The organism is Demequina sediminis (genome assembly GCF_030296675.1).
GTDB classification, from domain to species: Bacteria; Actinomycetota; Actinomycetes; order Actinomycetales; family Demequinaceae; genus Demequina; species Demequina sediminis.
Genome location: NZ_AP027736.1, coordinates 132,844 through 155,969, shown reverse-complemented (window position 1 = coordinate 155,969; position 23,126 = coordinate 132,844). Strand labels below are relative to the sequence as shown.

The window sequence follows — 23,126 nt, the reverse complement described above, 5'->3', positions numbered from 1 at the left end:
CGTTCTCTCCGCCCCCGGAGTGTCACCCATGCCGCGACTGTAGCGGGCGGCGCCGCGGGCCCGCCATCGGAGCGTTACGTGAGGAAATGCCCACGTAACGCGCGGTGGCTACCGTGGACCGAGGGGCGCTGCATGCACGCCTGACCATCCGATCGAAGGGCTCCACCATGGGCATCATTCTGGGCGACAACCAGTACGGCAAGGCCGAGAACCGCATCGTCCGAATCGTGCGCGACAGCGCGCGCCACGAGATCCGCGACGTCAACGTCTCGACGTGCCTCCGGGGCCGCTTCGACGACGCCCACCTCACCGGCGACCAGGGTGCCGTCCTGCCGACCGACACGCAGAAGCAGACGGCCTACGCGTACGCCAAGACGGTCGGACTCGCAAGCCTCGAGCGGTACGCCCTCGCCCTCGCGACGCACTTCATCGCGGATATCGAGCCCGTCGACCAGGCGAGGGTCGAGCTCGAGGAGTTCGCGTGGGAGCGCGTGAGCGTGGGCGGCGCGGAGCACGACCACACGTGGGTGCGTGCGGGCCAGGAGGTGCGAACCGTCGCGGTCACCGTCGAGGACGGCGCGACGTGGATCACCGGCGGCCTCAAGGACCTCACCGTGCTGAAGTCCACCGGCTCGGAGTTCCACGGCTTCCTCTCCGACGAGTACACGGTCCTCGAGCCCACGTCCGATCGCATCATGGCGACCTCGCTGGTCGCGAAGTGGCGATTCGGCGACGTGGACGCCGCGACGTTCGACTTCGACGAGTCCTACGCGGAGATCAAGGCCGCCCTGGTCGAGACGTTCGCGGACCACCACTCTCTCGCGCTCCAGCAGACGCTCTACGAGATGGGCAAGGCCGCACTCGAGGCCGTGCCCGAGCTGGTCGAGGTGCGACTCAGCGCGCCCAACAAGCACCACTTCCTGTACGACCTGGGGCGCTTCGGCATCGACAACGCCAACGAGGTCTTCCACGCCGACGACCGCCCCTACGGACTCATCCAGGCCTCCGTGACCCGCGAGGACGCGCCCGCCGCGGGTCCGGCATGGCAGCAGTACACGGGGCTGGTGTGAGCGGGACGCACGTCTATCGCGCCCACGTCTTCCACATCGCGGGCGCCCCGGCCCAGTCCGAGGTCCCCGCCGCGCTGGTCTCGCTCCCCGACGGCGCGCTCGTGGTCTCGGGGGACGGCGAGATCCTGTGGCTGGGTGAGTTCGCGGCGCTGCCGCCGCAGTGGGACGATGCCCCGGTCACCCGGGCGGACTACCTCCTGCCCGGCTTCGTCGACGCGCACGTGCACTTCCCCCAGTCGTATGCGACGGCGGCTCACGGCGGCGGCCAGCTGCTCGAATGGCTCGACCATTGCATCTTCCCCACCGAGTCACAGTTCGCGGATCCCGACTTTGCCGACCGCGCCGCGAGGTACTTCGCGCGCCGCCGCATCGCGGCGGGCACCACCGCCGCGATGGTCTTCGGCAGCGCCTTCCCCGTGGCGCAGGACGCGCTGTACCGCTCGACGCTCGAGGCGGGACTGCGCATCGTCTCCGGGCGGGGCGTCCAGACGGTGGGGCCACCCGCGGCATCGGCCCTCCTCACGTCGGAAGACACCGCGATCTCACTGGTCGCGGACGAGATCGACCGCTGGCACGCGGTCGACACGGGCGACCCGCGCACCGCTCACGTGCAGGTGGCGATCGTCCCGCGCTTCTCGCTGTCGGTGACGCCGCTCACGCTCGCGGCGATGGGCGAGCTGTACGACGAGGCACAGCTGCGCGGCGTGTACTTCCACAGCCACCTCAACGAGAACAACCGCAAGGGCGACGGCGAGATCGCGGCGGTGCTCGGCCAGTACGGCGTCGAGACCTACCTCGACACGTACGACGGACGCTTCCTTCCCGGCTCGAAGGTCGGCGGCCACTCGCTGCTGGGCCGGCGCTCCTCGCTCGCGCATGCGGTCCACTCGCAGCCTCGCGAACTTGCGCGAATGGCGGAGACGGGCACGTCGATCGCGCATTGCCCCACGTCCCAATTGTTCCTCGGTTCAGGGACGATGCCGTGGCGGGCGACCGTCGACGCGGGGGTCAACGTGGCGCTGGGCACCGACGTGGGGGCCGGCGACGAGTGGCTCATCTCGCGCGTGGCCGGCGACTGCTACAAGGTCCACATCTCCGAGGAGGGGGACGCGGGGACGGCGCTGCACCCCGCGGAGCTGCTGTTCGCGGCGACGCTCGCGGGGGCCAGGGCGCTCGACATGGAGCACGCGTTCGGCAACCTCGACGCGGGCAAGGACGCCGACTTCCTGCTGATCGACGTGTCGCGCTGGGAGCCGCTCGAGGGGATGCTCACCATGGGAATCCGCTCGGATGATGAGGAGCAGGCGACCCTCGAGGAGCTGTTCACGCTGCTCATGGGGCTGCGGCAGCCGGCGATCGCCGAGGTGTACGTCGCGGGCAAGCGGGTGGTCGCGCCGGAAATGTGAGGTGCGCGCTGTGCGGCCCTGCGCGCTGCCCCGCCCCTGCGCGCTGCCCCGCCCCTGCGCGCTGCCCCGCCCCTCTGCGTCCTGGGAGGTGCTCAGTGCCCAGAATCGCTCGATTCGGGCACTGAGCACCTCGCGGGACGACACACACCTCGCGGGACGATGCGCGCGTCGCCGCGTGAGAGGATCCTCGCCGTGGCAGTGGTGAGCGATCGGATCGCGGAGCGAGCAGGCGAGGACTTCGGCCGCTCCGCGCCCAGAGTTGTCAGCGCGCTCGAGCGCCTCACGGTGAACCCGGGAGTCGACCCCGAGCGGCTTCAGGCTGCGGCCCTGCTCGCCGCTCGCGGCGACCTCACGCTCTTCGAGGACGCCCTCGAGCACGCCCGGGTCGACTGGCGGGACCTCGTCGACCGTGCCGGACTCGCCGGTGCGGACTGGCGCGATCGCCTCGATGACGCGCTCGGACTCACCTGAACCGATCGCATGCACTGAGGTCCTACCCGCGTGCCAGTCAACCGGGCTAGCCTGACACCCGTGACTGCACCCATCGATCCCACGACCACGTCCGCCTGGGCCGAGCTCACCTCGCTCAAGGACGGCTTCGCCCCCGATCTGCGCGCCTGGTTTGCCGCGGATCCCACGCGCGTCGAGCGACTGACCCTTGACGTCGCCGACCTCCACGTCGACCTGTCGAAGAACCTCGTCACCGATGAGATCCTCGCCGCGCTCGTGAAGCTCGCACAGGAGACCAAGGTCGCCGAGCGCTACGCCGCGATGCTCGCCGGCGAACACATCAACACCACCGAGGACCGCGCGGTGCTCCACACCGCACTGCGCAGGCCCGCCCGCGACGTCGAGCACCTGGTGGTCGACGGCCAGGATGTCGACCAGGACGTGCAGGAGGTGCTCGCGAAGGAGTACGCCTTCGCGGAGAAGGTGCGATCCGGCGAGTGGCGCGGCATCACCGGCAAGCGCGTCACGCACGTGGTGAACATCGGCATCGGCGGCTCGGACCTGGGCCCCGTCATGGTTTACGAGGCGCTCGAGCCCTACGCCACCGCTGGCATCTCGGCGCGCTTCGTGTCCAACATCGACCCCACTGACATCGCGCAGAAGGTCAAGGGGCTCGACCCCGAGACCACCCTGTTCATCGTCGCCTCGAAGACCTTCACCACGCTCGAGACCCTCACCAACGCGCGCCTCGCGCGCGACTGGCTGTGGACGTCGCTCGCCGCGGCTGGCGTCGACGTCTCGACCGACGCACTCAAGGACGATGCGGTCGCGCACCACTTCGTTGCGGTCTCGACCGCGCTCGACAAGGTCGCGGCGTTCGGGATCGACCCGACCAATGCGTTCGGCTTCTGGGACTGGGTGGGCGGCCGCTACAGCGTGGACTCGGCGATCGGCCTGTCGCTCACGATCACGCTCGGCCCCGACGTGTTCCGCCAGCTGCTCGCCGGCTTCCACGCGGTCGACCGCCACATGGCGGAGACTCCGCTCGAGAAGAACGTGCCCGTCCTCATGGGCCTGCTCAACGTCTGGTACGTCAACTTCCTCGGCGCGCAGTCGCACGCGGTGCTCCCCTACGCGCAGCAGCTGCACCGCTTCGCTGCCTATTTGCAGCAGCTCACGATGGAGTCCAACGGCAAGTCCGTGCGCTGGGACGGTTCTCCCGTCACCACGGCGACGGGAGAGATCTTCTGGGGCGAGCCAGGCACCAACGGCCAGCACGCGTTCTACCAGCTGATTCACCAGGGCACGCTGCTGATCCCCGCGGACTTCATCGCGGTGGTCAACCCGGCGTACCCGCTCAAGGACGGCGGCCAGGACGTCCACGCTCTCTTCCTCGCGAACTTCCTCGCGCAGACCAAGGCGTTGGCGTTCGGCAAGACCGCAGCCGAGGTCGAGGCCGAGGGCACCACCGGCGCCCTCGTCGCCGCGCGCACGTTCGCGGGCAACAAGCCCACGACCTCGATCTTCGCGCCGTCGCTCACGCCCTCCGTGGTGGGCCAGCTCATCGCGTTGTACGAGCACATCACCTTCACGCAGTCCGTGGTGTGGGGCATCAACGCGTTCGACCAGTGGGGCGTGGAGCTCGGCAAGCAGCTCGCGCTACAAATCGCCCCAGCGGTCGAGGGCGACGCCGCCGCACTGGACGCGCAGGACGCCTCGACGCAGGCGCTCATCGCGTACTACCAGGAGCACCGCAAGTAGGTTCTCACCAGGCATAGCGAAGGGGCGGGTCCGGCGACGGGCCCGCCTCTTCGCGCATCCGTTGTTGCGATCCGCCAGCTACTCGGACGCCGACTCCCACCGGAGGATGTCGCCAGGCTGGCAGTCGAGGACGTCGCAGATGCGCTCGAGGGTGGTGAAACGGATCGCCTTCGCGCGGCCGTTCTTCAGCACCGCGACGTTGGCGGGCGACAGACCCACGCGCAGAGCGAAGTCTCCGACCGACATCTTCCGCCGGGCAAGCATGACGTCGAGATCCACGATGATCGGCATCAGATCACCTCGGCGAGTTCGGCGCGGTCCGAGATCGCGACGGCAAGCAACCCTCGCATCACGATCATGAGGAGTACGAACGCGCCTCCCGCCACCACCGCAGCGACCCCACCGAGAACCACTCCGGGGCCACCGATCCCCTCCCACGCGACCAGGTGCGCGCCCGTAGCCGCGCAGATCGCCGCCGCGAGTCCACCGCACCATGCGATGGCCTCGACCCAGCGAAGAGCGCGCCTCGTGTAGATGCGACCGGACTCGACCATGCCGAGCAGCGCCCAGATGCACGCCACCGCCGCCTGAAGGCACGCGACCGCGAGGATCCCGGCGACCGAGTACGGCACCACCAGGTGGGAGACCTCAGGTGCGCGCCGCCCCTCGTCCGCCGCGATGAGCGGGATCAACAGTTGTCCAAGGACAGAGCCGACGAGCACGAGGATCAACAGGAATCGGAGCCAGGCCATCACACGAGAAGTCATGTATCGATAATCGAGAGATTTACAGCGTTTGTCAAGAGGCGTGCACTCCGGAAGGCGCTCGCGGCGCGCAGCACGCGCGGCCGTGACCGCTTCGCGCATAGGATTTTGCGACTTTTCAGGCTGATTTGCGCTTCGCGCAGAGGATCTGCGGATGTGCCCTCCCGAAGGCGTCCGCGTCGCTCGACTCACACGGCTCGCTCAGCTCGCACCTCCAGAGCCGCCCGCGCTCCGTGCAATCGCAAGATCCGATGCACCAAGCCCGATTCGGGCTCGAAAACCGCAGAATCCTATGCGCGTGGCGACGGGGTGGCGCGGCGAGTGGCCGCCTCACACGACAGGCCGCCAGCGCCGACAGCGCGGGTGCCGCGGGTCGATCAGGACCCCCGCGCCTCCCGAGCCTTCGACAGCGCGAGCGCGAACGTCTCCACCGGCTGCGCCCCAGAGATCGCGAACGCGCGGTCGAACACGAAGAACGGCACACCGTTCGCCCCATAGGCCGCCGCCTGCGCGATGTCCGCGGCGACCGCGTCCTCGTACGCATCGGAGGTGAGCACGGACCGCGCCTCGTCGGCATCCAACCCCACCTCGGTCGCGAGTCGCACCAGGGTGTCGGCGTCGTCGACGATCGCGCCCTCGGTGAACTGCGCCCTCATGAGCCGCTCCTTGAGCTGCGGGCCCAGCCCACGCTCGTGAGCCAGGTGCAGCAGCCGGTGCGCGTCGCGCGTGTTCGCCATGATGTAGCTGTCGAAGTCGTACGAGATGCCCGCCTCGACGCCCAGGTCCACGATCCTCTGGTTCATCTCGCGCACCTGCTCGGGCGTCGCGTTGAACTTCTTCGCGAGCGCCTCGGCGTGCGGAGTGTGGTGGCCGTGCGGAATGGTCGGGTCGAGCTGGAAGCTGCGGTACCTGACCGACACCTCCTCGCCCGAGGCCTCGACGGCCTCCTCAAGGCGGCGCTTGCCCAGGTAGCACCAGGGGCAGGCCACGTCCGACCAGATCTCAATGTCGATAGTCACGCGGGGTCAACGCCTCACCGCGCGCGGAGATTCCTGACGCGTCAACTGCCGCGGTACGTCGAGTACGCGAACGGGCTGAGCAGCAGCGGCACGTGGTAGTGCGGCTCGCCGTCGACCGCGAACGGGATGCGCACCTCGGGATAGAACGTCGCGACCCCGCGGTCCGCGAACCACGCGCCGGTCGCGAACACCATCGTGTACGTGCCGGGATGCAGCACATCGGGCCCGAGCGAGCCCACGCGCCCGTCGGAGTCGGTCACCCCGACCGCGACCTCGACGTCGCCGTGCAGGAGCCGCACGTGGACCCCCTCCGCGGGACGGCCGTGCGCCGCGTCGAGCACATGCGTGGTGACGTGACTCATGACTCACCTCCATAGGTCGCGCGCAGGCGCAGCAGGGCGATCCCACGCAGCTGATCGGCCACCTCGGCCAGTTCGACACCGGGCTCGTTGTCCAGCCGCCGTTCGAGTTCGGCCACAATCTCCTCGCGCGAGCGCCCGGCCGCGCGGATCACAAACACGCGCCCGAAGCGCTCCTCGTACTCCGCGTTGAGCGCCGCGAGCCGCGCGGCCAGAGCCTGGTCTGCCGACGCCGATGCGGACTGCTCCTCGCGCGAGAACCGCGCCTCGGCATCGTCCCCGTCGCGCCGGTCCCCGATGCGGGGGTGCGCCGCGAGCGCCTCGTCGATCTCGGCGGGCGACAGCGGCGTCGCGGCAGCGACCGCGGCGCGCTCAAGTTCGAGCATCGTCGCGTACGCGCGGGCCGCGAGCGCGTCCGCCCAGCGCTCGACGTGCAGACACGCGAGGAGTTCCTCGCGGGTGGGTTCGATCATGCGTCCTCCTTAGGATGTCCAGCATGGCAGAGCGACTCGCAGGCGTGGTGCTTGCGGCGGGCGCCGGTTCGCGGCTGGGCGGCCCGAAGGCCCTGGTGAGGGACGATGCCGGGGCCTGGCTCCCTCGCGCCTGTCGCCTTCTCGCCGGGGTGGGGTGCGCGCCCGTCATCGCGGTGCTTGGCGCGAGCGCCGATGCCGCGGCGGAGCTGCTCCCCGACGACACCACGGGTGTGGTGGCGGACGACTGGGCCGCGGGGCTCGGGGCAAGCCTGCGCGCGGGCCTCGAGACGGCCCGCGGCGCGGGCGCGGGGGCCGTGCTCATCACCCTCGTGGACCTGCCACGACTTGCGCCCGAGGCCGTCGCTCGCGTCGCGTCGCACTGGGTGGGAGATCCCACCGTGCTCGCGAGGGCCACCGATGCGGGCACCCCCGGTCATCCGGTGCTGATCGGCGCCGCGCACGTCGACGCGCTGCTCGCGACGCTCAACGGGGACCGCGGGGCGGGTGCGTACCTGCGCGCTCACGGCGCGGTCGAGGTGGACTGCACAGGGCTCGGCGCGGCGGACGACGTCGACGAGGCGGACGACGTCGACACGGCGGACGTCGACGGCAGGTAGGTCACTCCGCTCACGCGCGGTCGGCGACCGCGAGCACGGCCGCCTCGAAAGCGTCGATCGCGAGTGCGACGTCCTCGAGCGTCACGGACTCGTCGGGATGGTGGCTCACGCCGCCGTTGCCGCACCGCACGAACAGCATCGCGTAGGACGTCAGGGACGCGATCGCCATCGCGTCGTGACCGGCCTTCGACAGCAGCTCGAGCGGCCGCTCCTCGCCCGTCGCGGTGCGAATGCCGTGCTCGATCGCCTCGCTGAGGCGGCGCTCGGAGGAGGTCGCGCGCGCGACATGGCGCAGGTTCTCGGTGAAGGTGAGCCGCCGTTCACCCGCCGCCTCGAGAGCGTGCGCGCGGATCGCCTCCCACGCCCGGTCGCGGTGGGCGTCCGTCGCTGCGCGCACGTCGAGCGAGAACTCCGCGCGGCCAGGGATGACGTTGGCGGCGCCGGGGAACACCCTCAGCTCTCCGACCGTGCCGACCACTCCCTCGTCGAGCGCGACCCGTTCGACCGCGAGCGCGGTCGCCGCCGCGCCCAGCAGTGCATCGCGGCGATGACGCATCGGCACCCCGCCCGCGTGTCCCGCCTGACCGTCCATCGCGAGGTCGAAGCGCTTGGCCCCCATGATTCCCGACACGACGCCGAGCGGCCGGTCCGCGTCGAGCAACAGCGGCCCCTGCTCGATGTGCGCCTCGAGATAGCCCACGACGCGCGCGGGGTCGAGCGCGGCGGTGGCGACCGCGTCGGGGTCGAGCCCAAAGGTGATGAGGGCGTCGCGCAGGGTGATGCCGGAGTCGTCCCGCAGTTCGAGCCAGCCCTCCTCCCACGTGCCTGCGACGGCGCACGAGCCCAGCAGCGTGCGGCCGAACCTCGCGCCCTCCTCATCGGCAAAGCCCAGCACCTCGATCCCGAAGGGAAGCCGCACGCCGCGCGCGGATAGCCGCGCGACCACCGCGAGCGCGATCATCACGCCCAGGATGCCGTCGTAGCGGCCCGCGTCGGGAACGGTGTCGAGGTGCGAGCCCAGCAACAGCACGGGGGCGTCCGGCGTCGCGCCGGGGTACGTGCCGCGCGCGTTGCCCGCGGCGTCCTGCCAGGCACTCATCCCCGCGTCCGCGATCCACCCGGACACGATCGCGTTGGCGCGGGCGTGCTCGGGCGACAGGTAGACGCGCTCGATCGCGCCCTCGCGAGCCGAGACCCCGGCGAGCAGGTCGCAGCGGCGCAGCGCCTCGCGCGCGTCGGCGATCGCGGCGGGCGACGCGCCCCGCGCGCGGGACCTCTTCACGCCGGCGACCCGTCGCCGGCGTTCACGTAGCACTCGCCTGCGGCCTCGACACCGCCGACCGTGGGCACCGCATGGCCCTGCGCACGCAGCACCGCCTCGAGCGCGGCCAGCGTCGTGAGCACGGCGTCGCGGCGCGCGTTGTAGCCCATGGTGCCGATCCTCCACACGCGGCCCGCGAGCGGTCCGAACGAGGTGCCGATCTCGATGCCCCACTCCTCGAGCAGCGCGCCGCGCACGGCCTCGCCGTCGACGCCCTCGGGGATCACCACTCCGACGATGTTCGCCATCTTGTGTGCGCGATCGCCGTAGACCTCGAGGCCGAGCCCCTCGACGCCGGCGAGCATCGCGGCCCCGTGCAGGGCGTGACGCTCCTGGTACGCCGCCAGTCCCTGGTCAAGCACGAGGCGCGCGCACTCGTGGGCGCCGTAGAGCATCGTGGTGGCCTCGGTGTGGTGATTGAGCCGGCGCGGCCCCCAGTAGTCGAAGATCATCGCGAGGTCGAAGTAGTTCGAGCGGATGGGAGCCGCCGCCACCGGGTCCCCCTCGACGCGGATGCCCGCCTCGATCGACCGGCGTGCCTCGATCGCCTCGACGGCGCGCGGCGAGAACGTCGCGGGAGCAGAGCCGGACGGCCCGCCCAAGCACTTTTGGAGCCCCGCGGTCGCCGCATCGACTCCCCAGCCGTCCACGGGGAACGGGTTGCCGCCCAGCGTCGCGGTGACGTCGGCATAGAGCAGGCAGTCGAAGCGGTCGCACAGTTCGCGCAACCCCTCGAAGGGCTGCATCATCGTCGTCGACGTGTCGCCATGCACCATCGCGAGGACCCGCGGGCGCACGCGCTCCATGGCCGCCGCGATCGCGTCGATCTCGGCGACGCGCCCCCACGGGACGTCGAGCGTGTGGACCTCGGCGCCGCTACGGCCCGCGATCTCGGCGAGCAGGTGACCAAAGCGCCCCATGATGGGCACGAGCACCCTGTCCCCCGGCGACACGATCGACACGAGCGCCGCCTCGATCGCTCCGCGCGCCGTCGAATCGATGAGCAGCGTCTGCGGGTTGGCGGTCTCGAACACCCCCGATACAGCTCCTGCACCTCGGCCATGACCTGGGTCATGTACGGGTCGTATTGCCCCACGAGTTGGGCCGACATCGCGCGCAGCACGCGCGGGTCGGCCGTGATGGGCCCCGGGCCCATGAGGAGTCGGGCCGGCGGGTCGATCGGGCCGGGCAGGGGCATGGCTGGCCTCCCACGAAATGTTGGTGTGACTTACACAGTGTGCCGCACGGATGTTACGCGGGGATTGCGGGACGTCATGCGCGCGCCAGGTGATCCTCGAGCTCGAGGCCGAGCTCGACCAGCGCGAGATCACTCCCCCTCGGCCCCACGAGGCACAGCCCCACGGGACCCTCCGGGGTCACGAGCAGCGGCACGGACAGCGCGGGCCGCCCCGCGATGCCAGCGATCGCGGTCATGCCCAGCGTCGCCTGGCGTCGTTCCTCGAGTTCCGCATCGGGCGCGTCGAGCGCCGGGGCGGCCGATGCCGCGGCGGGGATGAGCAGGACGGCGTCACCGAGCGCGTGATCGAGAGCGGCGGCGAGCCGCGCGGCGTCGGCGAGGGCCGCCGCCTCGCGCTCGGGGGTGACGTCGCGCGCCCACGCGAAGCGCGCGGCAACGTCGGGGGCGAGCGCGCCCGGATGGGCGTCGACCCACGCGCCGTCGGAGCGCCACGCCTCGGCGGACTGCGTGACGCGGAACGTCATGAGCAGCTCGTCGAGGGCGGGAAGCTCGACGGCGTCGACCTCGCGTCCGGTCGCGACCAGCCGCTCGACGGCCCGGTCGAAGGCCTCCCGCACGGGCTCCGCGCACGACGCCATCGCGCCAGGCGCGGCGACCAGGTCGCCGGTGTGCGCGCCACCGCCGCGCAGACCACCTGAGGGCCGCGCCGCGCCGGACCCGGCCAGTCCCACGCGGGCCGCCCGCAGCATCGTTCCCCCGTCTCGCGTCAGCCAACCGACCGTGTCGTAGCGCGGAGCGAGCGGCGCCACCCCTCGAGCGACACCGCGCCGTGGGTCGGGCGCAGACCCCACAGTCCCTGATAGGACGCGGGGACGCGGATCGAGCCGGCGGTGTCGGTGCCGAGCCCGATGCTCGCCTGGCCGAGCGCGACCGCGCTCGCGGGCCCCGAACTGGAGCCGCCCGGGATCCCACCGGGCACGGCGGGGTTCACCGGCGTGCCGTAGTCGGGGTTGAGCCCGGCGATCGAGTACGCGAACTGATCGGTCTGCGCGATGCCGACCACGTCAGCCCCCGCGTCCACCAGGGCGGCAACCGCAGGGGCCGTGCGGTGCTCGAGCGGCGACTCGGCGAGGTACGCACGCACGCCCACCCCGATGCGGTGGCCAGCGATCGCGAAGAGATCCTTGACCGCGACCGTCTCCCCCGCGAGAGGCCCGTCGGGAGCGCCCGCGACCAACGGCGCCCCGACCACACGCCACACACGCTGATCGATCGCACGGGCGGGGGCGGTGACATGGGCGGCGGCGATGCGCCAGCCCGCGGACTCGTTTCTCACCCACAGCTGAGAGACGGCTCCGCGTCCTCCCGAGGCGGGGGCGTTGACGGTGACCACGTGGGCGGCGGCGTCGCCGAGCACGTGAACACGCAGCTCGCGCACCTCGCGCACTCCCGCACCTCCACGGCGGCCCCGGAAGGCCGTGATGCGGTCGTGGCCCACGAGCAGCCCGTTCGCGTCGGCCCGCAGCGTGTCGGCCGCGGGCACGAAGAACGCCGCGAGCGCCTCCTGATCGTCGGCCGCGAGCGCCGCCTCGTACGCGAGCACGGCCTCGACCAGGCCCTCGGGCGCGTCGCCCGTCACGGACGGAAGGGTCACAGGACCTCCTCGAAGTCGGCGCGACGGATGCGCGCGTGGACGCCGCTCACCAGGTCGACCACCTGGGAGATCTCGAAGTCGGTGGCCGCCGACAGATACGCGTAGGCCAGGTGGGGTGCCATGCCATACCGGGCTCCCAGGAGGGCGATCGCCTGACGCACGCAGGCCCTCATGGCCTCGTCGAGGTCGGCGTCAATGCCGGTGGGCATGAGGTGCGTCGCATCGGCGGCGAGCGGACCGGCGAGGGTGCCGAACTCGCGTGCCGCATCGGTCGCGTCAAGAAGGTCGAACCGGACGCGCACCCGCAGCGAGGCCTCGAGCGCGGTGAGCGCGACCTCTCCGTTGCCCTGCGCGAAGTGCGGGTCGCCCACGTACGCGAGCGCGTCGGGCACCTGGACGGGGACGTAGAGCGTCGCGCCCTCAGTGAGGTGACGGATGTCGACGTTGCCGCCGTGCGCACCGGGGGCACCGAGTGGGCGCGCTCGGCGGTGTCCGTCGCGACGCCCATGATGCCCAGGAACGGCGCGAGCGGAAAGGACACCGCGCGCTCGCCGCCCTCGGTGAGCGGGAGGCGGCCCCGCCACTCTCCGTCCGCCTCCAGGGAGATGGGCGTGAAGACGCTGACGTCGTGCGGCCCGGCGGGCATCTCGCCAGCCAACGCGCCGCGCCCGTGGCGGTTGGAAATCACGCCGTAGTCGACCCGCGGCGTGGCCTCGAGCAGCGTGATCGCGAGCAGGTCGCCCGGCCGGGCGCCCCGCACCGCGATGGGCCCGCTCACCACGTGAGGGCCGTCCTCTGCGCGGCGCGTGCGGGTCGCCGCGATCGCGATCGCGTCGTCCAGGACGCGCTCCTCGGCACGCCGTGAGCGCCGAAGAACGCGGCCGGATCCTGCCCCTGATCGGGCAACAGGCCCTCGTGGCTCACCGTGTCGATCGTGATCTCGTCACCCGGGTCGAGAGTCACCACGGGCGCGTCTCCGCGTCGCGGCAGCCGGCCCCATCCCACCGTCGACGCGTCGGCGGGAAGGTAGGCGGAACCGTCCAGGTTCTCGCCGGGCTGAAGTATGCCCTGGTAGTCGGCCACGCGACCTCCCGTGATGTGTGTGCCCTAGTCTGTGGCCGAGACTACAGCCGCCCCGGGCGCAGTCAACGGACCCGGCCGGGGCCCCACCCACCCGGAGGTCCCGTGCTCGACCGGATGCGCCGCAATCCCGCCAACGCCCACCTGGGGCTCATGCTCGCCCTGACGTTCTCGACCGGCATCATCGACGCGGTCGGCTACCTGGGCCTCGACCGCGTCTTCACCGGCAACATGACGGGCAACGTGGTGATCCTCGGCATGGCCCTCGCGGGCGACACCGGGCTGCCGGTCGCGGGGCCCCTGATCGCGCTGGCCGGATTCATGGCGGGCGCGGCCGCTGGGGGTCGCGCGCTGCGCGGCGCGGCGGCGGCGTGGACCGCGCGCCACACCGTGCTCTTCGTCGCGGTCGGCATCATCATCGCGCTGGCGGCGGTGCCCGCGGCACTCGTCGCGGAGCCGGGGCACGTGCTCCAGTATTCGATCACCGCCGCCCTGGGCCTCGCGATGGGCTGCCAGGCGGCCGCCGCGCGCCACGTCGCGGTCAAGGACGTCACCACGGTGGTGGTCACCTCGACCATCACGGGCCTCGCGTCAGACTCGGTGCTGGGCACGGGAGGCGGGCAGCCGTGGAAGCGGCGCGCGGGGGCGGTCGTGCTGATCGGGCTCGGCGCGCTCGCCGGCGCGCTGCTGCTCCATGTGCACATCGGGGCCGGCATGGCGCTGTCCGCGATCATCACGCTCGTCGTCGCATGGCTGGGTCACGTAACCCACCCCGGTCGGGTCGGACGCATGCCCTACGACACGGAGTAGCGCGCCTACCGCGCCGGCCGGGCGGCAGAAACACTTCGTGTGCCAGGAGGAACGCTTGACTTGAGCGAAGGCCGCTCAAGTCTTATCCTGGAGGCGGAGCGCTTCACCGCTCGCCCGCGAGGGCGCCATCCCGACCGGGCCACCCGATCCTCCAAGGAGGTCAGATCATGGCACGAGAGATTCTCCGTCGCTCCGTTCCGGCCGCTGCCGCGTCGCCGTGGCCGGACGACTTCCAGCGCATCGTCCAGCAGTTCTTTGGAGACACCGACACGACCCTGTCGGGAGCCTTCTCCCCGCCCTCGACGTCGAGGAGACCGAGGACGGCTTCACGATGCACGTGGAGCTTCCCGGCGTGAAGCCCGACCAGGTGGACGTGTCGCTCGAGGAGAACGTCCTTACGGTCTCCGGCGAGCGCAACTTCTACGACGAGAAGAACGCCGAGGGCTTCCGTCGCGTCGAGCGCAGGTTCGGCCGGTTCCACCGCGCGGTGCGCCTGCCCGACCGCGTCGACCCCGACAAGGTCACGGCGTCCTACAAGGACGGCCTGCTTACCGTCACCGTCGCCAAGTCCGAGGCGGCCAAGCCGCGCCGCATCGCGGTGAGCACCGACTAACGCGACGTGTGCCCCGGCCCCACTCGGGCGCCGGGGCACACGCGTATGAGAGTCGGGAACCCTGCCTGCCTAGGCCGAGTCTCGCACCACGAGCTCGGTGGGCAGGATGAGCGAGTGCTCGCGATCCGTCCGCCCCGCGAGCACGTCGATGAGGATGTCGGCCATGTGCCAGCCCATCTCCCGCGACGGCTGGCGCACGGTGGTGAGCCGCACACCCGTCGACAGCGCCGCGCTCGAGTCGTCGAAGCCCACGATCGCGACGTCCTCGGGCACCCGGATGCCACGGTCGAGCAGCACGGGTAGCGCGCCGGAGGCCATGAGGTCGGAGGCGACGAAGATGCCGTCGACCTTGTCACGCGACTCGAGGATCTCCCTCATCGCGCGCGCGGCACCGAACATCGTGAAGTCACCGTCGACCACGGGACCGGCCGCGACCCCGGCCTCGTCGAGGGCGCGACGCCAGCCCGTGAGGCGGTCGATCGAGCCCTGCATCGTGAGCGGGCCCGCGATGGTCGCGATCCGCTGGCAGCCTCGCTCGATGAGGCGGCGGGTCGCCGTCTCGGCTCCCGCGACGTTGTCGACGTCGACCACGTATGTGTCGGGCCCCGCCACCGCGGAGCGACCACCGAAGACTACGGGAAGGGACTCGGTGATGCGTCGCAGGAAGCGGTCGGACGTGTGGTGGGACACCACGATCGCACCGTCGACCGCGCCGCCACCCAGGTAGCGCATCGTCTTCCCACTGGGGTCGTGATTCGCGATCATCAGGTTGAGCACGTAGTCGGAGTTCTCGAGACGGGCGTCGATGCCCGCGACGATCTCCGCGAAGAACAGATCCCCAAAGAACCGGTTGACGTCCTCGGGCGCGACCAGCGCGATCGCCTGAGACTGCTGGCTCACGAGCGAACGAGCGGCCCTGTTGGGGACGTAGCCGAGCTCCTGAATCGCGCGACGCACGGCCTCGGCGATCGGCGGCGACACCGACGGAGCCCCGTTGACCACCCTCGAGACGGTGGCGCGCGAGACCCCGCGCGCGCGGCCACCAGCTCGAGGGTGGGCGCGGAGGCGCGCCCGACGGTCGTCATGGGCTGACCTTCATCGGCGGGCATGAGGCCATCATCTCGAAAATGACCCCATGCCCGCCAACGGCGACAGGCATCCCCTCCTAGCCCTTCACCGCGCCCTGCATGATGCCCGACACCAGCTGGCGTCCGGCGAACATGAACAGGAGGAGCAGCGGCACCGTTGCCAACAGCACGCCCGCGAGCACGAGCGAGTAGTCCACGAAGTAGTTCGCCTGCAGAATCGACAGCGACACGGGAAGGGTCGGGCTCTGCTGGTCGAGCACGATGTACGGCCACATGAAGTTGTTCCACGAGGTCACGAACGTGAAGAGGAACAGCATCGCGGCCGCAGGTCGCGCGGCGGGAAGGCCCACGTGCCAGAACGTGCGGATCATCGAACAGCCGTCCACGCGCGCCGCCTCGATGAGCTCGGTGGGCAGCGACTGCTGGATGTACTGCGTCATCCAGAACACACCGAACGCCGTCACGAGGCCCGGGATGATCACGGCGCCGATGTTGCCGGTCCATCCGAAGCGCTGCATGAGGATGTACAGCGGCACGATGCCGAGCTGAACCGGCACCGCCATGGTCGCCACGACCGCGATGAGCAGCGGCCCCGAGCCCTTGAAGCGGAGCTTCGCGAAGGCGTAGCCGGCGAGAGTCGACAACACGACCGTCGACACGGAGACGGCGGTCGACACGATGATCGAGTTGCTGAGCGCCTTCCAGAAGTTCACGGCAGGGTTGTTGATGACGGTCGCCGCGTTTGCGAGGAAGTCCCCCCGGCCACCACGACAGATTCGGGTCATTGACCGTGAAGCGGTCACCCGAGGCGATGAGGAACGACCAGTAGAAAGGGAACATGGAGGCGATAAGCACGATGGCCAGGGCCGCGTAGACGAACCAGCTAGGGCGCATCGTGGTGACGGCGCTCGCGCCGCCCGACTTGCGCTTGATCAGGGTGCTGAGGGCGGTCACTTGGTCACCTTCTTGGACTTCTTGGTGCTCGCTCCGGCATCGCCGGCAATGAAGCGCCTGGTAATGAACAGGTTGAGGAGTCCGATGGCGATGATAATGAGGAACAGGATCCACGCCACCGCCGCCGCACGACCAAAGTCGAAGTCAACCCAGCCCTTGTTGTAGAGGTAGAGCGCGATGGTCTCCCACTGGTGGTTGGACCCACCCTGGCCGTTCGTGTCGAACATGCGCGGCTCGTCGAAGATCTGCAGGCCACCGATGGTCGACGTGATGATGACGAAGATCATCGTGGGCCGGATCTGCGGAAGGGTCACCGAGAAGAAGCGGCGCATCGTTCCCGCACCGTCGATTGCGGCGGCCTCGTAGAGGTCGCGCGGGATGGCCTGCATCGCCGCGAGCAGGATCAACGCGTTGTATCCCGTCCAGCGGAAGTTGACCATGGTGGCAATCGCGACATGGCTGGGGATCACGTCGACGTGCCACATGATCGAGCTGAGGCCGATGTCGTTGAGGAACGAGTTGATGAGGCCGTAGCGGTCTCCGAACATGTTCGAGAAGATCAGGGCGACCGCGACCGGAGCGACCACGTACGGCAGCAGCACGCCCATGCGCCAGAAGGTCTTGGCGCGGATGTTCTTGTCGAGCATCGCGGCGATGAAGGTCGCGGCGACGAGCTGCGGCACCGACGACAGCAGGAAGATCGAGAAGGTGTTCCGCAGCGACAGCCAGAACTCGCGGTCCTGGAGCACGAAGGCGAAATTGTCGAAGCCGACCATCGTGCCCGTGTTGCGCACGAGGTCCCATTCCTGGAACGAGATGACGGCCGTGTAGAAGATCGGGAAAAGCCCGACGATCGCGAAGACGATCCAGAAGGGCGCGATGTAGAGGTACGGAGAAAACTTGACGTCCCAGCGCCCCATTCGCTGACGCATGGTCAGCGGCGCCGGTCGGCGCTCGGGGCCGCGAGGCGTGGGGACCTCGGTGTGCGGCTTGGTGGTGGTCATGAGGCGAGTCCTGTGTCGAGGGGGTAGTGGGCCGATGCGACGGGTGCGGGCCGCCCCCGTGGGAGGCGGCCCGCACCGCGTGCGTGTTAGCCGATCGCCTGGACGTCAGCCTCGAACTGCGCCCACGAATCCGCGGCGGACATCGTGCCCTCGTCGACGCGACGCAGCGCGTTGACCATGGCGTCGTTCACCTGGAAGTAGTGGGGGCCCTTGTACGGGGCAACCGTCACCGCGGCAGCGCGCGTGGTGAAGATCTGACCGATCGGGGCGTCGTTGAAGAACTCGTTAGTCGCGGCCTGGACGGCCTCCGACTCCGAGGCCTCGGGCTGGCTCGGGAAGGCACCCACGTTCGCGAAGGCCTTGGCCTGCTGCTCGGGAGCAGTCAGCCACGCGGCGAGCGCGGTCGCGGCCTCGACGTTCTCGCCGTTGGCGGGAACGGTCAGGTACGAGCCGCCCCAGTTGCCGCCGCCATTCGGGAACGCGTCGGCGATGTCCCAGTTGCCCTCGGGGGCGTTACCCGCGATGACACCGAGCATCCAGGACGGGCAGGGCATCGCGGCGAAGTCGCCGTTGGCCATGCCTGCGGCCCAATCGTCACCCCACTGCTGGAGACCGGCGGAGATGCCGGCGTCGGAGGCAGCGGTCAGGGTGTCGTAGATCTCCTTGACCTCGGGGTTGGTGAGGGCGATGATCTCGTCCGTTGCCGGATCCTCGTAGGGCGCCTCGAGCTGGCCGATCATGGCCTGCAGGACGGCGGCGTTCTCCTCGTAGAAGCCCTTGCCCGTCGCGTCGGAGTACTGCTTGCCGAGCGCGAAGAAGTTGTCCCAGTCGCCGTCGATGGCAGCGGTCATCGCCTCACGCGAGGCATCCATGCCCGCGGCCTCGATTGCGTCGACGTTGTAGCAGATCGCCTCGGGGCCGATGTCGGTGCCGTAGCCGATCAGACGGCCGTCCTTGTCGGTCGCCGCGTCGGTCTTCCACTGCAGCCAGCGGCCATCGACGTCAGGGCTCGTCAGGTCGGCGAGCAGGTCGGAGTACTGCATGGCCTCGGGCAGCCAGTCGACCTCGATGGCCTCGACGTCGGCAAGACCGCCGGGGCCGAGCTTGGTGAAGAAGTTCTCGCGAGCGGTGTTGGAGGTGTCGGCGACGTTGTAGACCACGTCGACGTTCGGGTTGAGCTCCTCGTACTCGGCGATGAGGTCGTACATGTAGTCGCCACCACCCTCGGACTCCGAGGAGTAGCCGAACTGGTTGAAGGTGGCGAGGGTCAGCGTAATGGGCTCGTCGTTCGAGCCGGTCTCGCCGGGAGCAGCCGAAGACGAGCCCTCCGGGTCGCTCGAGTTGCCGCAGCCCGCGAGAGCGAGTGCAAGGGTCGCGGCTCCGGCCGCGAACCCGAGTGTGGTCTTGCGTCGTGAGAAGCTCACGTTCACTCCTTTGTGTCCGTCTAGTGGGTCGATGATCCTGAGAGCGCTCTCTCTGAGAGAGCGCTCTCTGACATCGCCATCAACCTAGAGCCGCCATGGCCGGAACGTCAAACCGTTTCGAGCACGCCGCGACATTTCGTAGCCGAAACGTTACGAACGGGCACCGGGTGCCACCCGCGCATCGTCGCCACCGCCGCGCCGTGGGACCCTGGTTCCATGCGCACGATCGCCCTTTTCGCCGCCGTCGCCACCCTGGCCGCGTGCGCCTCGCCCGGCGCGCCAGACGCGCCGGATCCGTTGGCCCTCGACGCGCCCCCGGTCCCCCTCGCACGCTACGAATGGGACACCTCGGCGGCGATGGAGGCGCTCCTCGAGGGTCCGCTCACGCTGCGGGACGGGTGCCTCTACGTGGGCGACATCGTGCCCGCGTTCCCGCGCCACCTAGCCTCGTGGGATGCCGACACGGAGACGCTGAGGTACGCGGGCCGCGACTATAACGCGGGCGACGTGATCGCGGCGGGAGGCGGCGTTGCGGCCTCGCTCGACGCGATCGAGATCCCGTCGGGGTGCACGCTCAACCAGTTCGGCGAGGTCTTCTTGGTGCAGGACGAGGACCTCGAGCCGGCGTCATAGCAGGCCGGTCACGGTCGCGGCTCGCGCGTCAGCGTGGCCTGACCGATGACCCGAGTCCCCTGGTAGACCACCAGCGACTGGCCGGCGGCCACGCCTCGCATCGGCGTCTCGAGCGCCGCCACCACGCGCTCACCGCGACGCTCGACGCGCGCCGCCACCGGCTCCCCGTGTGCCCTCACCTGGACCGTGCAGTCTGTCGGGCGATCCGACGCAACGTCCGGCGCGAGCCACACCACGTCCTCGCCGACCAGTTCGCTCACGCTGAGGAGTTGCTCGGGCCCGACAGTGACCACGTTGCGCGCGGTGTCGATGCCCGTGACGTAGCGCGGGGCGCCGTCGGCGGCCGGCCTCGGCAGCCGCAGGCCCTTGCGCTGACCCACCGTGAACGCGTAGGCGCCCGTGTGCTCGCCCACGACCTCGCCGGTCTCGTCGACGATCTCGCCGGGACGCTCGCCCAGCGCGCGCCGGAGAAAGCCGCCGGTGTCGCCGTCCGCGACAAAACAGATGTCGTAGGAATCGGGCTTGTTCGAGACCCCGAGGCCGCGTGCGACGGCCTCCGCGCGGACCTCGGCCTTGGAGGTCGCGGTGCCGAGCGGGAACATCGCGCGCGCCAGGCGCTCGGGGCCCATCACGGCCAGGACATAGGACTGATCCTTGGCGGGATCCGCGCCGCGATGGAGCTCGCGTCCGCCGTCCTCCCTCAGCTCGATGCGCGCATAGTGGCCCGTGCACACCGCGTCGAAGCCCAGCGCGATCCCCCGCTCGAGCAGCGTGTCGAACTTGATGTGCTCGTTGCAGCGCACACACGGATTGGGGGTGCGTCCCGCCTCGTATTCGGAGAGGAAGTCGCTGACGACGGTGTCGTGGAACTCGTCCGACAGGTCCCACACGTAGTACGGGATGCCGAGCTTGTCCGCGGCACGGCGCGCGTCGTTCGCGTCCTCGATCGAGCAGCAGCCGCGCGAGCCGTTGCGGTGCTCCGCCCGCGAGCGCGAGAGCGCCATGTGCACCCCGACCACGTCGTGTCCGGCGTCCACCGCGCGCGCCGCGGCCACGGCGGAGTCCACTCCACCCGACAGGGCCGCAAGAATTCGCATCGTTCTAGGGTACGGGGTCGGCGTCAGGCCCCCGCGGCGCGCGCCCTCTCGATCGCGTCGGGAAGGACGCCCCTGAGGGCGGCGATGTCCTCGGCCGTGGTGGTGCGTCCCATCGAGATCCGCAGCGCTCCGGCGGCCTCCCGCTCGGCCAGTCCCATCGCGCCGAGCACGTGGCTGGTGCGGTGGACCCCCGCGGCACACGCGGACCCGCCCGAGACGGCGATCCCGGAGAGGTCGAGCACGGTGAGCAGTGATTCGGTGCGGGCACCCTCGACGACCACGCTGACGATTCCGGGGAGCCGGCCCGGTCCCGGTCGCGGGCCCGTGAGCCGCACGCCAGGCAGCGACTCGACCCACGCGACCAGGTCACACTGCAGGCCAGCGAGCCGGTCCGCCTCGCTGGCCCGCTCGGCGGCGGCGTCCGCAAGCGCCGCCGCGAAGGCCGCGGCGCCGGGAGCATCGAGGGTGCCCGAACGCACGCGCTGCTGATTGCCTCCGTGGAACAGCGGCTCGAGCATCGCGTCGCGGCGCACGAGCAGCGCGCCCACCCCGACGGGTCCGCCCACCTTGTGCGCCGTCACCGCCATCGAGGTGAGTCCCGACTCCGCGAATCGCACCGGCAGGTACGGCACCGCCTGCACGGCGTCCGAGTGCACCGGCACCCCGTGGTCCGTCGCGGCATCGACCACCGCCTCGAGCGGCTGCACCGCCCCGGTCTCGTTGTTCGCCCACATCACGGACACCACCGAGACGTCCTCGGACAGCCACTCCCCCGCCGGATCCGTGATGATCCCGTGAGCGTCGACCGCGAGTTCCGTGAGCTTCGCCTCTCCGCGCGCGGCGAGGCGCCTCGCGGGGTCCAGCGCCGCGTGGTGCTCGATTGCGGTGCTCACGAGCCGGGTGCGACCCGCCGCCGCGCGCGCGCGGTGAAGCCCCACGATCGCGAGGTTGTCGGCCTCGGTCGCGCCCGAGGTGAGGATCACCTCGGTCGGATGGGCGCCCATGACCGCGGCGATCCGCTCGCGCGCGTCCTCGACGATCGCGCGTGCCCGCCGACCCGGCGCATGACTCGAGGAGGGGTTGCCCTCGTGCTCGACCGCCGCGAGCCAGGCGTCGCGGGCGCTCGCGCGCAGGGGCGTGGTCGCGGCGTGGTCGAGATAGGTCACCCGACCAGTGTAGGAACGCCGCCGCCGTGGTCTCCCACGGCGGCGGCGCTCCCGGTCCTCTCGGCCTTGGCTAGCGCAGCCCGTCCAGGCGGAACAGGAAGGCAGCGATCGCGTCGCGCGTGATGGGCGACACGGGTCGGAACTCGGCGCCGGCTGGCGTCTCCCATCCCGTCGACAGACCCGTCTCACCCATCCAGGCGATCGCGACGGCGTGCTCGCTGAACACCGACGAGGCCGGGTCGGCGGACACGTCCACGAACGGCCCCTCCGTGGGCATGTCGAACTCTGGCTCGCCGTTCGCGCGGTAGAGGAACGATGCCACGGCATCGCGGGTCACGCGGCTGAGGGGGCGGTACTCGACCCCCGCGGCGGTCTCGTAGCCCTGCGACAGGCCCGTGACCGCCATCCACGTGATGGCCTCCCAGTGCTCCGTGTAGTGCGGCGACGACGGGTCCGAGGACACGTCCACGAAGGGCGACTGGGCCGGCATGTCGAAGTCCGGCTCTCCCGCGGCGCGGTAGAGGAACGCCGCGAGCGCGTCACGCTTGGCGTGAGCAAGCGGGCGGAACTCGGTTCCGTCCTCGGTGACCCATCCCGTCGAGATGCCCTCGGCCGCCATCCACGCGATCGCCTCGGCGTGCTCGCTGTACAGCGGCGACGCGGGATCGGCGGAGACGTCCGTGAACTCGGGGGCGGCGGGCGCCGTGAGGTCGAGGCCGATCAGCACCGGGTCGTGGTCCGACGTGCGGTACATGTCGGGGGCGAAGAGGCTCTCGATCTGCGACGCGGACTTGAAGTTGGTGTTGTAGTCGAGCACCGAGGGCTCGTCCGCGTTGATGTGCAGGTGAGCGGAGTCCGTCACCTGCTCCGCCATCGTGGACGAGGCAAACGCGTAGTCGAGCGAGCCCCACTGGCCGTCGAAGACGTACGAGTAGTCCCCGCCGCCCAGCTCGACGTAACCCGCCTCGCGCAGGACCTGAATCGGGTCCTCCTGGCCGTACGAGTTGAGGTCACCCATGATGATGACGTCCTCGTCGGCGACTCCCGTCGGGTCCGTGCCCAGCCAGTCGACCAGCGCCTCCGCGCCTGCCGTGCGGGTCGCGTTCCAGCAGCTCGCACCGTCGCCCTGATCGGCATCGGGGCCCGAGGCCGCACAGCTTCCTTG

General features: G+C 70.5%; 26 protein-coding genes and 2 pseudogenes. 9 read left to right on the top strand and 19 right to left on the bottom strand.

Features of this window, described 5'->3' with window-relative positions; all coding sequences use genetic code 11:
- Positions 1 to 167: 167 nt before the first annotated feature.
- From pucL to pgi, 4 genes are all read left to right on the top strand, one after another.
- The gene (pucL, locus tag QUE44_RS00760; protein ID WP_286215350.1) at positions 168 to 1,070 is read left to right on the top strand and encodes a factor-independent urate hydroxylase; all 903 of its coding nucleotides are present in this window, start codon (positions 168 to 170) and stop codon (positions 1,068 to 1,070) included.
- Positions 1,067 to 2,476 (top strand): amidohydrolase family protein, encoded by a 1,410-nt coding sequence (locus tag QUE44_RS00755; protein WP_286215349.1) that lies wholly within the window; start codon positions 1,067 to 1,069, stop codon positions 2,474 to 2,476. The genes pucL and QUE44_RS00755 overlap by 4 nt, the downstream gene beginning before the upstream one ends.
- A gap of 192 nt (positions 2,477 to 2,668) precedes the next feature.
- Positions 2,669 to 2,947 carry a hypothetical protein gene (locus tag QUE44_RS00750; protein ID WP_286215348.1) on the top strand — a complete coding sequence of 93 codons (279 nt, stop codon included), beginning with the start codon at positions 2,669 to 2,671 and terminating at the stop codon, positions 2,945 to 2,947.
- A gap of 60 nt (positions 2,948 to 3,007) precedes the next feature.
- Positions 3,008 to 4,687, top strand: coding sequence for a glucose-6-phosphate isomerase (pgi, locus tag QUE44_RS00745; RefSeq protein ID WP_286215347.1), 1,680 nt, complete (start codon positions 3,008 to 3,010; stop codon positions 4,685 to 4,687).
- Positions 4,688 to 4,765: 78 nt separating this feature from the next.
- Here pgi and QUE44_RS00740 read toward each other — a convergent pair whose 3' ends face one another.
- The 5 genes from QUE44_RS00740 to uraD form a co-directional block, all read right to left on the bottom strand.
- Positions 4,766 to 4,978: a helix-turn-helix domain-containing protein gene (locus QUE44_RS00740; protein WP_286215346.1), complete on the bottom strand. Its 213-nt coding sequence runs from the start codon at positions 4,976 to 4,978 to the stop codon at positions 4,766 to 4,768.
- Positions 4,978 to 5,454, bottom strand: a complete 477-nt coding sequence (locus QUE44_RS00735) for a DUF2975 domain-containing protein (protein WP_286215345.1) — start codon at positions 5,452 to 5,454, stop codon at positions 4,978 to 4,980. Before QUE44_RS00735 ends, QUE44_RS00740 begins: the two co-directional genes overlap by 1 nt.
- A 374-nt stretch (positions 5,455 to 5,828) precedes the next feature.
- Entirely contained in the window at positions 5,829 to 6,470 is a 642-nt protein-coding gene (locus tag QUE44_RS00730) for a DsbA family oxidoreductase (protein ID WP_286215344.1), read from the bottom strand.
- A 41-nt stretch (positions 6,471 to 6,511) separates the two neighbouring features.
- Positions 6,512 to 6,832 (bottom strand): hydroxyisourate hydrolase, encoded by a 321-nt coding sequence (uraH, locus tag QUE44_RS00725; protein ID WP_286215343.1) that lies wholly within the window; start codon positions 6,830 to 6,832, stop codon positions 6,512 to 6,514.
- On the bottom strand, positions 6,829 to 7,302 hold the full coding sequence (gene uraD, locus QUE44_RS00720; RefSeq protein ID WP_286215342.1) for a 2-oxo-4-hydroxy-4-carboxy-5-ureidoimidazoline decarboxylase: 474 nt from the start codon (positions 7,300 to 7,302) through the stop codon (positions 6,829 to 6,831). The genes uraH and uraD overlap by 4 nt, the downstream gene beginning before the upstream one ends.
- 23 nt (positions 7,303 to 7,325) lie before the next feature.
- On the opposite strand from uraD, the gene QUE44_RS00715 reads away from it, so the two are divergent.
- Entirely contained in the window at positions 7,326 to 7,919 is a 594-nt protein-coding gene (locus QUE44_RS00715; RefSeq protein ID WP_286215341.1) for a nucleotidyltransferase family protein, read from the top strand.
- Between the two features lie 10 nt (positions 7,920 to 7,929).
- On the opposite strand, the gene QUE44_RS00710 is transcribed toward QUE44_RS00715, so the two are convergent.
- The 7 genes and pseudogenes from QUE44_RS00710 to QUE44_RS00685 form a co-directional block, all read right to left on the bottom strand.
- Entirely contained in the window at positions 7,930 to 9,201 is a 1,272-nt protein-coding gene (locus QUE44_RS00710; protein ID WP_286215340.1) for an allantoate amidohydrolase, read from the bottom strand.
- Positions 9,198 to 10,274 (bottom strand): pyridoxal-phosphate-dependent aminotransferase family protein, encoded by a 1,077-nt coding sequence (locus QUE44_RS00705; RefSeq protein ID WP_286215339.1) that lies wholly within the window; start codon positions 10,272 to 10,274, stop codon positions 9,198 to 9,200. The genes QUE44_RS00710 and QUE44_RS00705 overlap by 4 nt, the downstream gene beginning before the upstream one ends.
- A 238-nt stretch (positions 10,275 to 10,512) precedes the next feature.
- The gene (locus tag QUE44_RS00700) at positions 10,513 to 11,187 is read right to left on the bottom strand and encodes an amidase family protein (protein ID WP_286215338.1); all 675 of its coding nucleotides are present in this window, start codon (positions 11,185 to 11,187) and stop codon (positions 10,513 to 10,515) included.
- Between the two features lie 17 nt (positions 11,188 to 11,204).
- Positions 11,205 to 12,092, bottom strand: coding sequence for an AtzH-like domain-containing protein (locus tag QUE44_RS00695; RefSeq protein WP_286215337.1), 888 nt, complete (start codon positions 12,090 to 12,092; stop codon positions 11,205 to 11,207).
- Positions 12,089 to 12,676 (bottom strand): acetamidase/formamidase family protein, encoded by a 588-nt coding sequence (locus QUE44_RS00690; protein WP_350226857.1) that lies wholly within the window; start codon positions 12,674 to 12,676, stop codon positions 12,089 to 12,091. Before QUE44_RS00690 ends, QUE44_RS00695 begins: the two co-directional genes overlap by 4 nt.
- A pseudogene (locus tag QUE44_RS13805) lies at positions 12,637 to 12,852 on the bottom strand (acetamidase/formamidase family protein); the annotation flags it as partial. The gene QUE44_RS00690 and the pseudogene QUE44_RS13805, both read right to left, overlap by 40 nt.
- A gap of 14 nt (positions 12,853 to 12,866) precedes the next feature.
- A complete protein-coding gene (locus tag QUE44_RS00685) occupies positions 12,867 to 13,175 on the bottom strand; it encodes a hypothetical protein (protein WP_286215336.1) in 309 nt (102 codons plus the stop codon).
- Positions 13,176 to 13,277: 102 nt separating this feature from the next.
- Here QUE44_RS00685 and QUE44_RS00680 point away from each other — a divergent pair, with 102 nt between their 5' ends.
- The 3 genes from QUE44_RS00680 (at position 13,278) to QUE44_RS00670 (ending at position 14,595) form a co-directional block, all read left to right on the top strand.
- Entirely contained in the window at positions 13,278 to 13,982 is a 705-nt protein-coding gene (locus QUE44_RS00680; RefSeq protein ID WP_286215335.1) for a YoaK family protein, read from the top strand.
- Positions 13,983 to 14,149: 167 nt separating this feature from the next.
- Entirely contained in the window at positions 14,150 to 14,338 is a 189-nt protein-coding gene (locus QUE44_RS00675) for a hypothetical protein (RefSeq protein ID WP_286215334.1), read from the top strand.
- Positions 14,314 to 14,595 (top strand): Hsp20/alpha crystallin family protein, encoded by a 282-nt coding sequence (locus QUE44_RS00670; protein ID WP_286215333.1) that lies wholly within the window; start codon positions 14,314 to 14,316, stop codon positions 14,593 to 14,595. The genes QUE44_RS00675 and QUE44_RS00670 overlap by 25 nt, the downstream gene beginning before the upstream one ends.
- Before the next feature lie 69 nt (positions 14,596 to 14,664).
- Here QUE44_RS00670 and QUE44_RS00665 read toward each other — a convergent pair whose 3' ends face one another.
- From QUE44_RS00665 to QUE44_RS00650, 4 genes and pseudogenes are all read right to left on the bottom strand, one after another.
- Positions 14,665 to 15,576, bottom strand: a complete 912-nt coding sequence (locus tag QUE44_RS00665; protein ID WP_350226856.1) for a LacI family DNA-binding transcriptional regulator — start codon at positions 15,574 to 15,576, stop codon at positions 14,665 to 14,667.
- Between the two features lie 184 nt (positions 15,577 to 15,760).
- A pseudogene (locus tag QUE44_RS00660) lies at positions 15,761 to 16,616 on the bottom strand (carbohydrate ABC transporter permease).
- Between the two features lie 17 nt (positions 16,617 to 16,633).
- Positions 16,634 to 17,641 (bottom strand): carbohydrate ABC transporter permease, encoded by a 1,008-nt coding sequence (locus tag QUE44_RS00655; protein ID WP_425557998.1) that lies wholly within the window; start codon positions 17,639 to 17,641, stop codon positions 16,634 to 16,636.
- Between the two features lie 86 nt (positions 17,642 to 17,727).
- The gene (locus QUE44_RS00650; protein WP_286215332.1) at positions 17,728 to 19,065 is read right to left on the bottom strand and encodes an ABC transporter substrate-binding protein; all 1,338 of its coding nucleotides are present in this window, start codon (positions 19,063 to 19,065) and stop codon (positions 17,728 to 17,730) included.
- Positions 19,066 to 19,281: 216 nt separating this feature from the next.
- Between QUE44_RS00650 and QUE44_RS00645 the strand changes: the two genes are divergently transcribed.
- Positions 19,282 to 19,698: a hypothetical protein gene (locus tag QUE44_RS00645; RefSeq protein ID WP_286215331.1), complete on the top strand. Its 417-nt coding sequence runs from the start codon at positions 19,282 to 19,284 to the stop codon at positions 19,696 to 19,698.
- Between the two features lie 8 nt (positions 19,699 to 19,706).
- Here the strand turns inward: QUE44_RS00645 and mnmA are convergent, their stop codons facing one another.
- The 3 genes from mnmA to QUE44_RS00630 all read right to left on the bottom strand — a co-directional run bounded on the left by mnmA (position 19,707) and on the right by QUE44_RS00630 (position 22,979).
- A complete protein-coding gene (mnmA, locus tag QUE44_RS00640) occupies positions 19,707 to 20,795 on the bottom strand; it encodes a tRNA 2-thiouridine(34) synthase MnmA (protein WP_286215329.1) in 1,089 nt (362 codons plus the stop codon).
- A 23-nt stretch (positions 20,796 to 20,818) separates the two neighbouring features.
- Entirely contained in the window at positions 20,819 to 21,961 is a 1,143-nt protein-coding gene (locus tag QUE44_RS00635; RefSeq protein ID WP_286215327.1) for a cysteine desulfurase family protein, read from the bottom strand.
- A 70-nt stretch (positions 21,962 to 22,031) separates the two neighbouring features.
- Complete coding sequence (locus QUE44_RS00630; RefSeq protein ID WP_286215326.1) at positions 22,032 to 22,979, bottom strand: S-layer homology domain-containing protein; 948 nt, start codon at positions 22,977 to 22,979, stop codon at positions 22,032 to 22,034.
- Positions 22,980 to 23,126 lie beyond the last annotated feature (147 nt).

Excerpts from the sequence above, each read along its gene's own strand:
- pucL (WP_286215350.1), top strand. The coding sequence starts at position 168 with ATGGGCATCATTCTGGGCGACAACCAGTACGGCAAGGCCGAGAACCGC.
- QUE44_RS00740 (WP_286215346.1), bottom strand. The coding sequence starts at position 4,978 with ATGCCGATCATCGTGGATCTCGACGTCATGCTTGCCCGGCGGAAGATG.
- QUE44_RS00735 (WP_286215345.1), bottom strand. The coding sequence starts at position 5,454 with ATGACTTCTCGTGTGATGGCCTGGCTCCGATTCCTGTTGATCCTCGTG.
- uraH (WP_286215343.1), bottom strand. The coding sequence starts at position 6,832 with ATGAGTCACGTCACCACGCATGTGCTCGACGCGGCGCACGGCCGTCCC.
- uraD (WP_286215342.1), bottom strand. The coding sequence starts at position 7,302 with ATGATCGAACCCACCCGCGAGGAACTCCTCGCGTGTCTGCACGTCGAG.
- QUE44_RS00715 (WP_286215341.1), top strand. The coding sequence starts at position 7,326 with ATGGCAGAGCGACTCGCAGGCGTGGTGCTTGCGGCGGGCGCCGGTTCG.
- QUE44_RS00700 (WP_286215338.1), bottom strand. The coding sequence starts at position 11,187 with ATGCTGCGGGCGGCCCGCGTGGGACTGGCCGGGTCCGGCGCGGCGCGG.
- QUE44_RS00675 (WP_286215334.1), top strand. The coding sequence starts at position 14,150 with ATGGCACGAGAGATTCTCCGTCGCTCCGTTCCGGCCGCTGCCGCGTCG.
- QUE44_RS00670 (WP_286215333.1), top strand. The coding sequence starts at position 14,314 with ATGCACGTGGAGCTTCCCGGCGTGAAGCCCGACCAGGTGGACGTGTCG.
- QUE44_RS00655 (WP_425557998.1), bottom strand. The coding sequence starts at position 17,641 with ATGACCACCACCAAGCCGCACACCGAGGTCCCCACGCCTCGCGGCCCC.
- QUE44_RS00645 (WP_286215331.1), top strand. The coding sequence starts at position 19,282 with ATGCGCACGATCGCCCTTTTCGCCGCCGTCGCCACCCTGGCCGCGTGC.
- mnmA (WP_286215329.1), bottom strand. The coding sequence starts at position 20,795 with ATGCGAATTCTTGCGGCCCTGTCGGGTGGAGTGGACTCCGCCGTGGCC.
- QUE44_RS00630 (WP_286215326.1), bottom strand. The coding sequence starts at position 22,979 with ATGGGTGACCTCAACTCGTACGGCCAGGAGGACCCGATTCAGGTCCTG.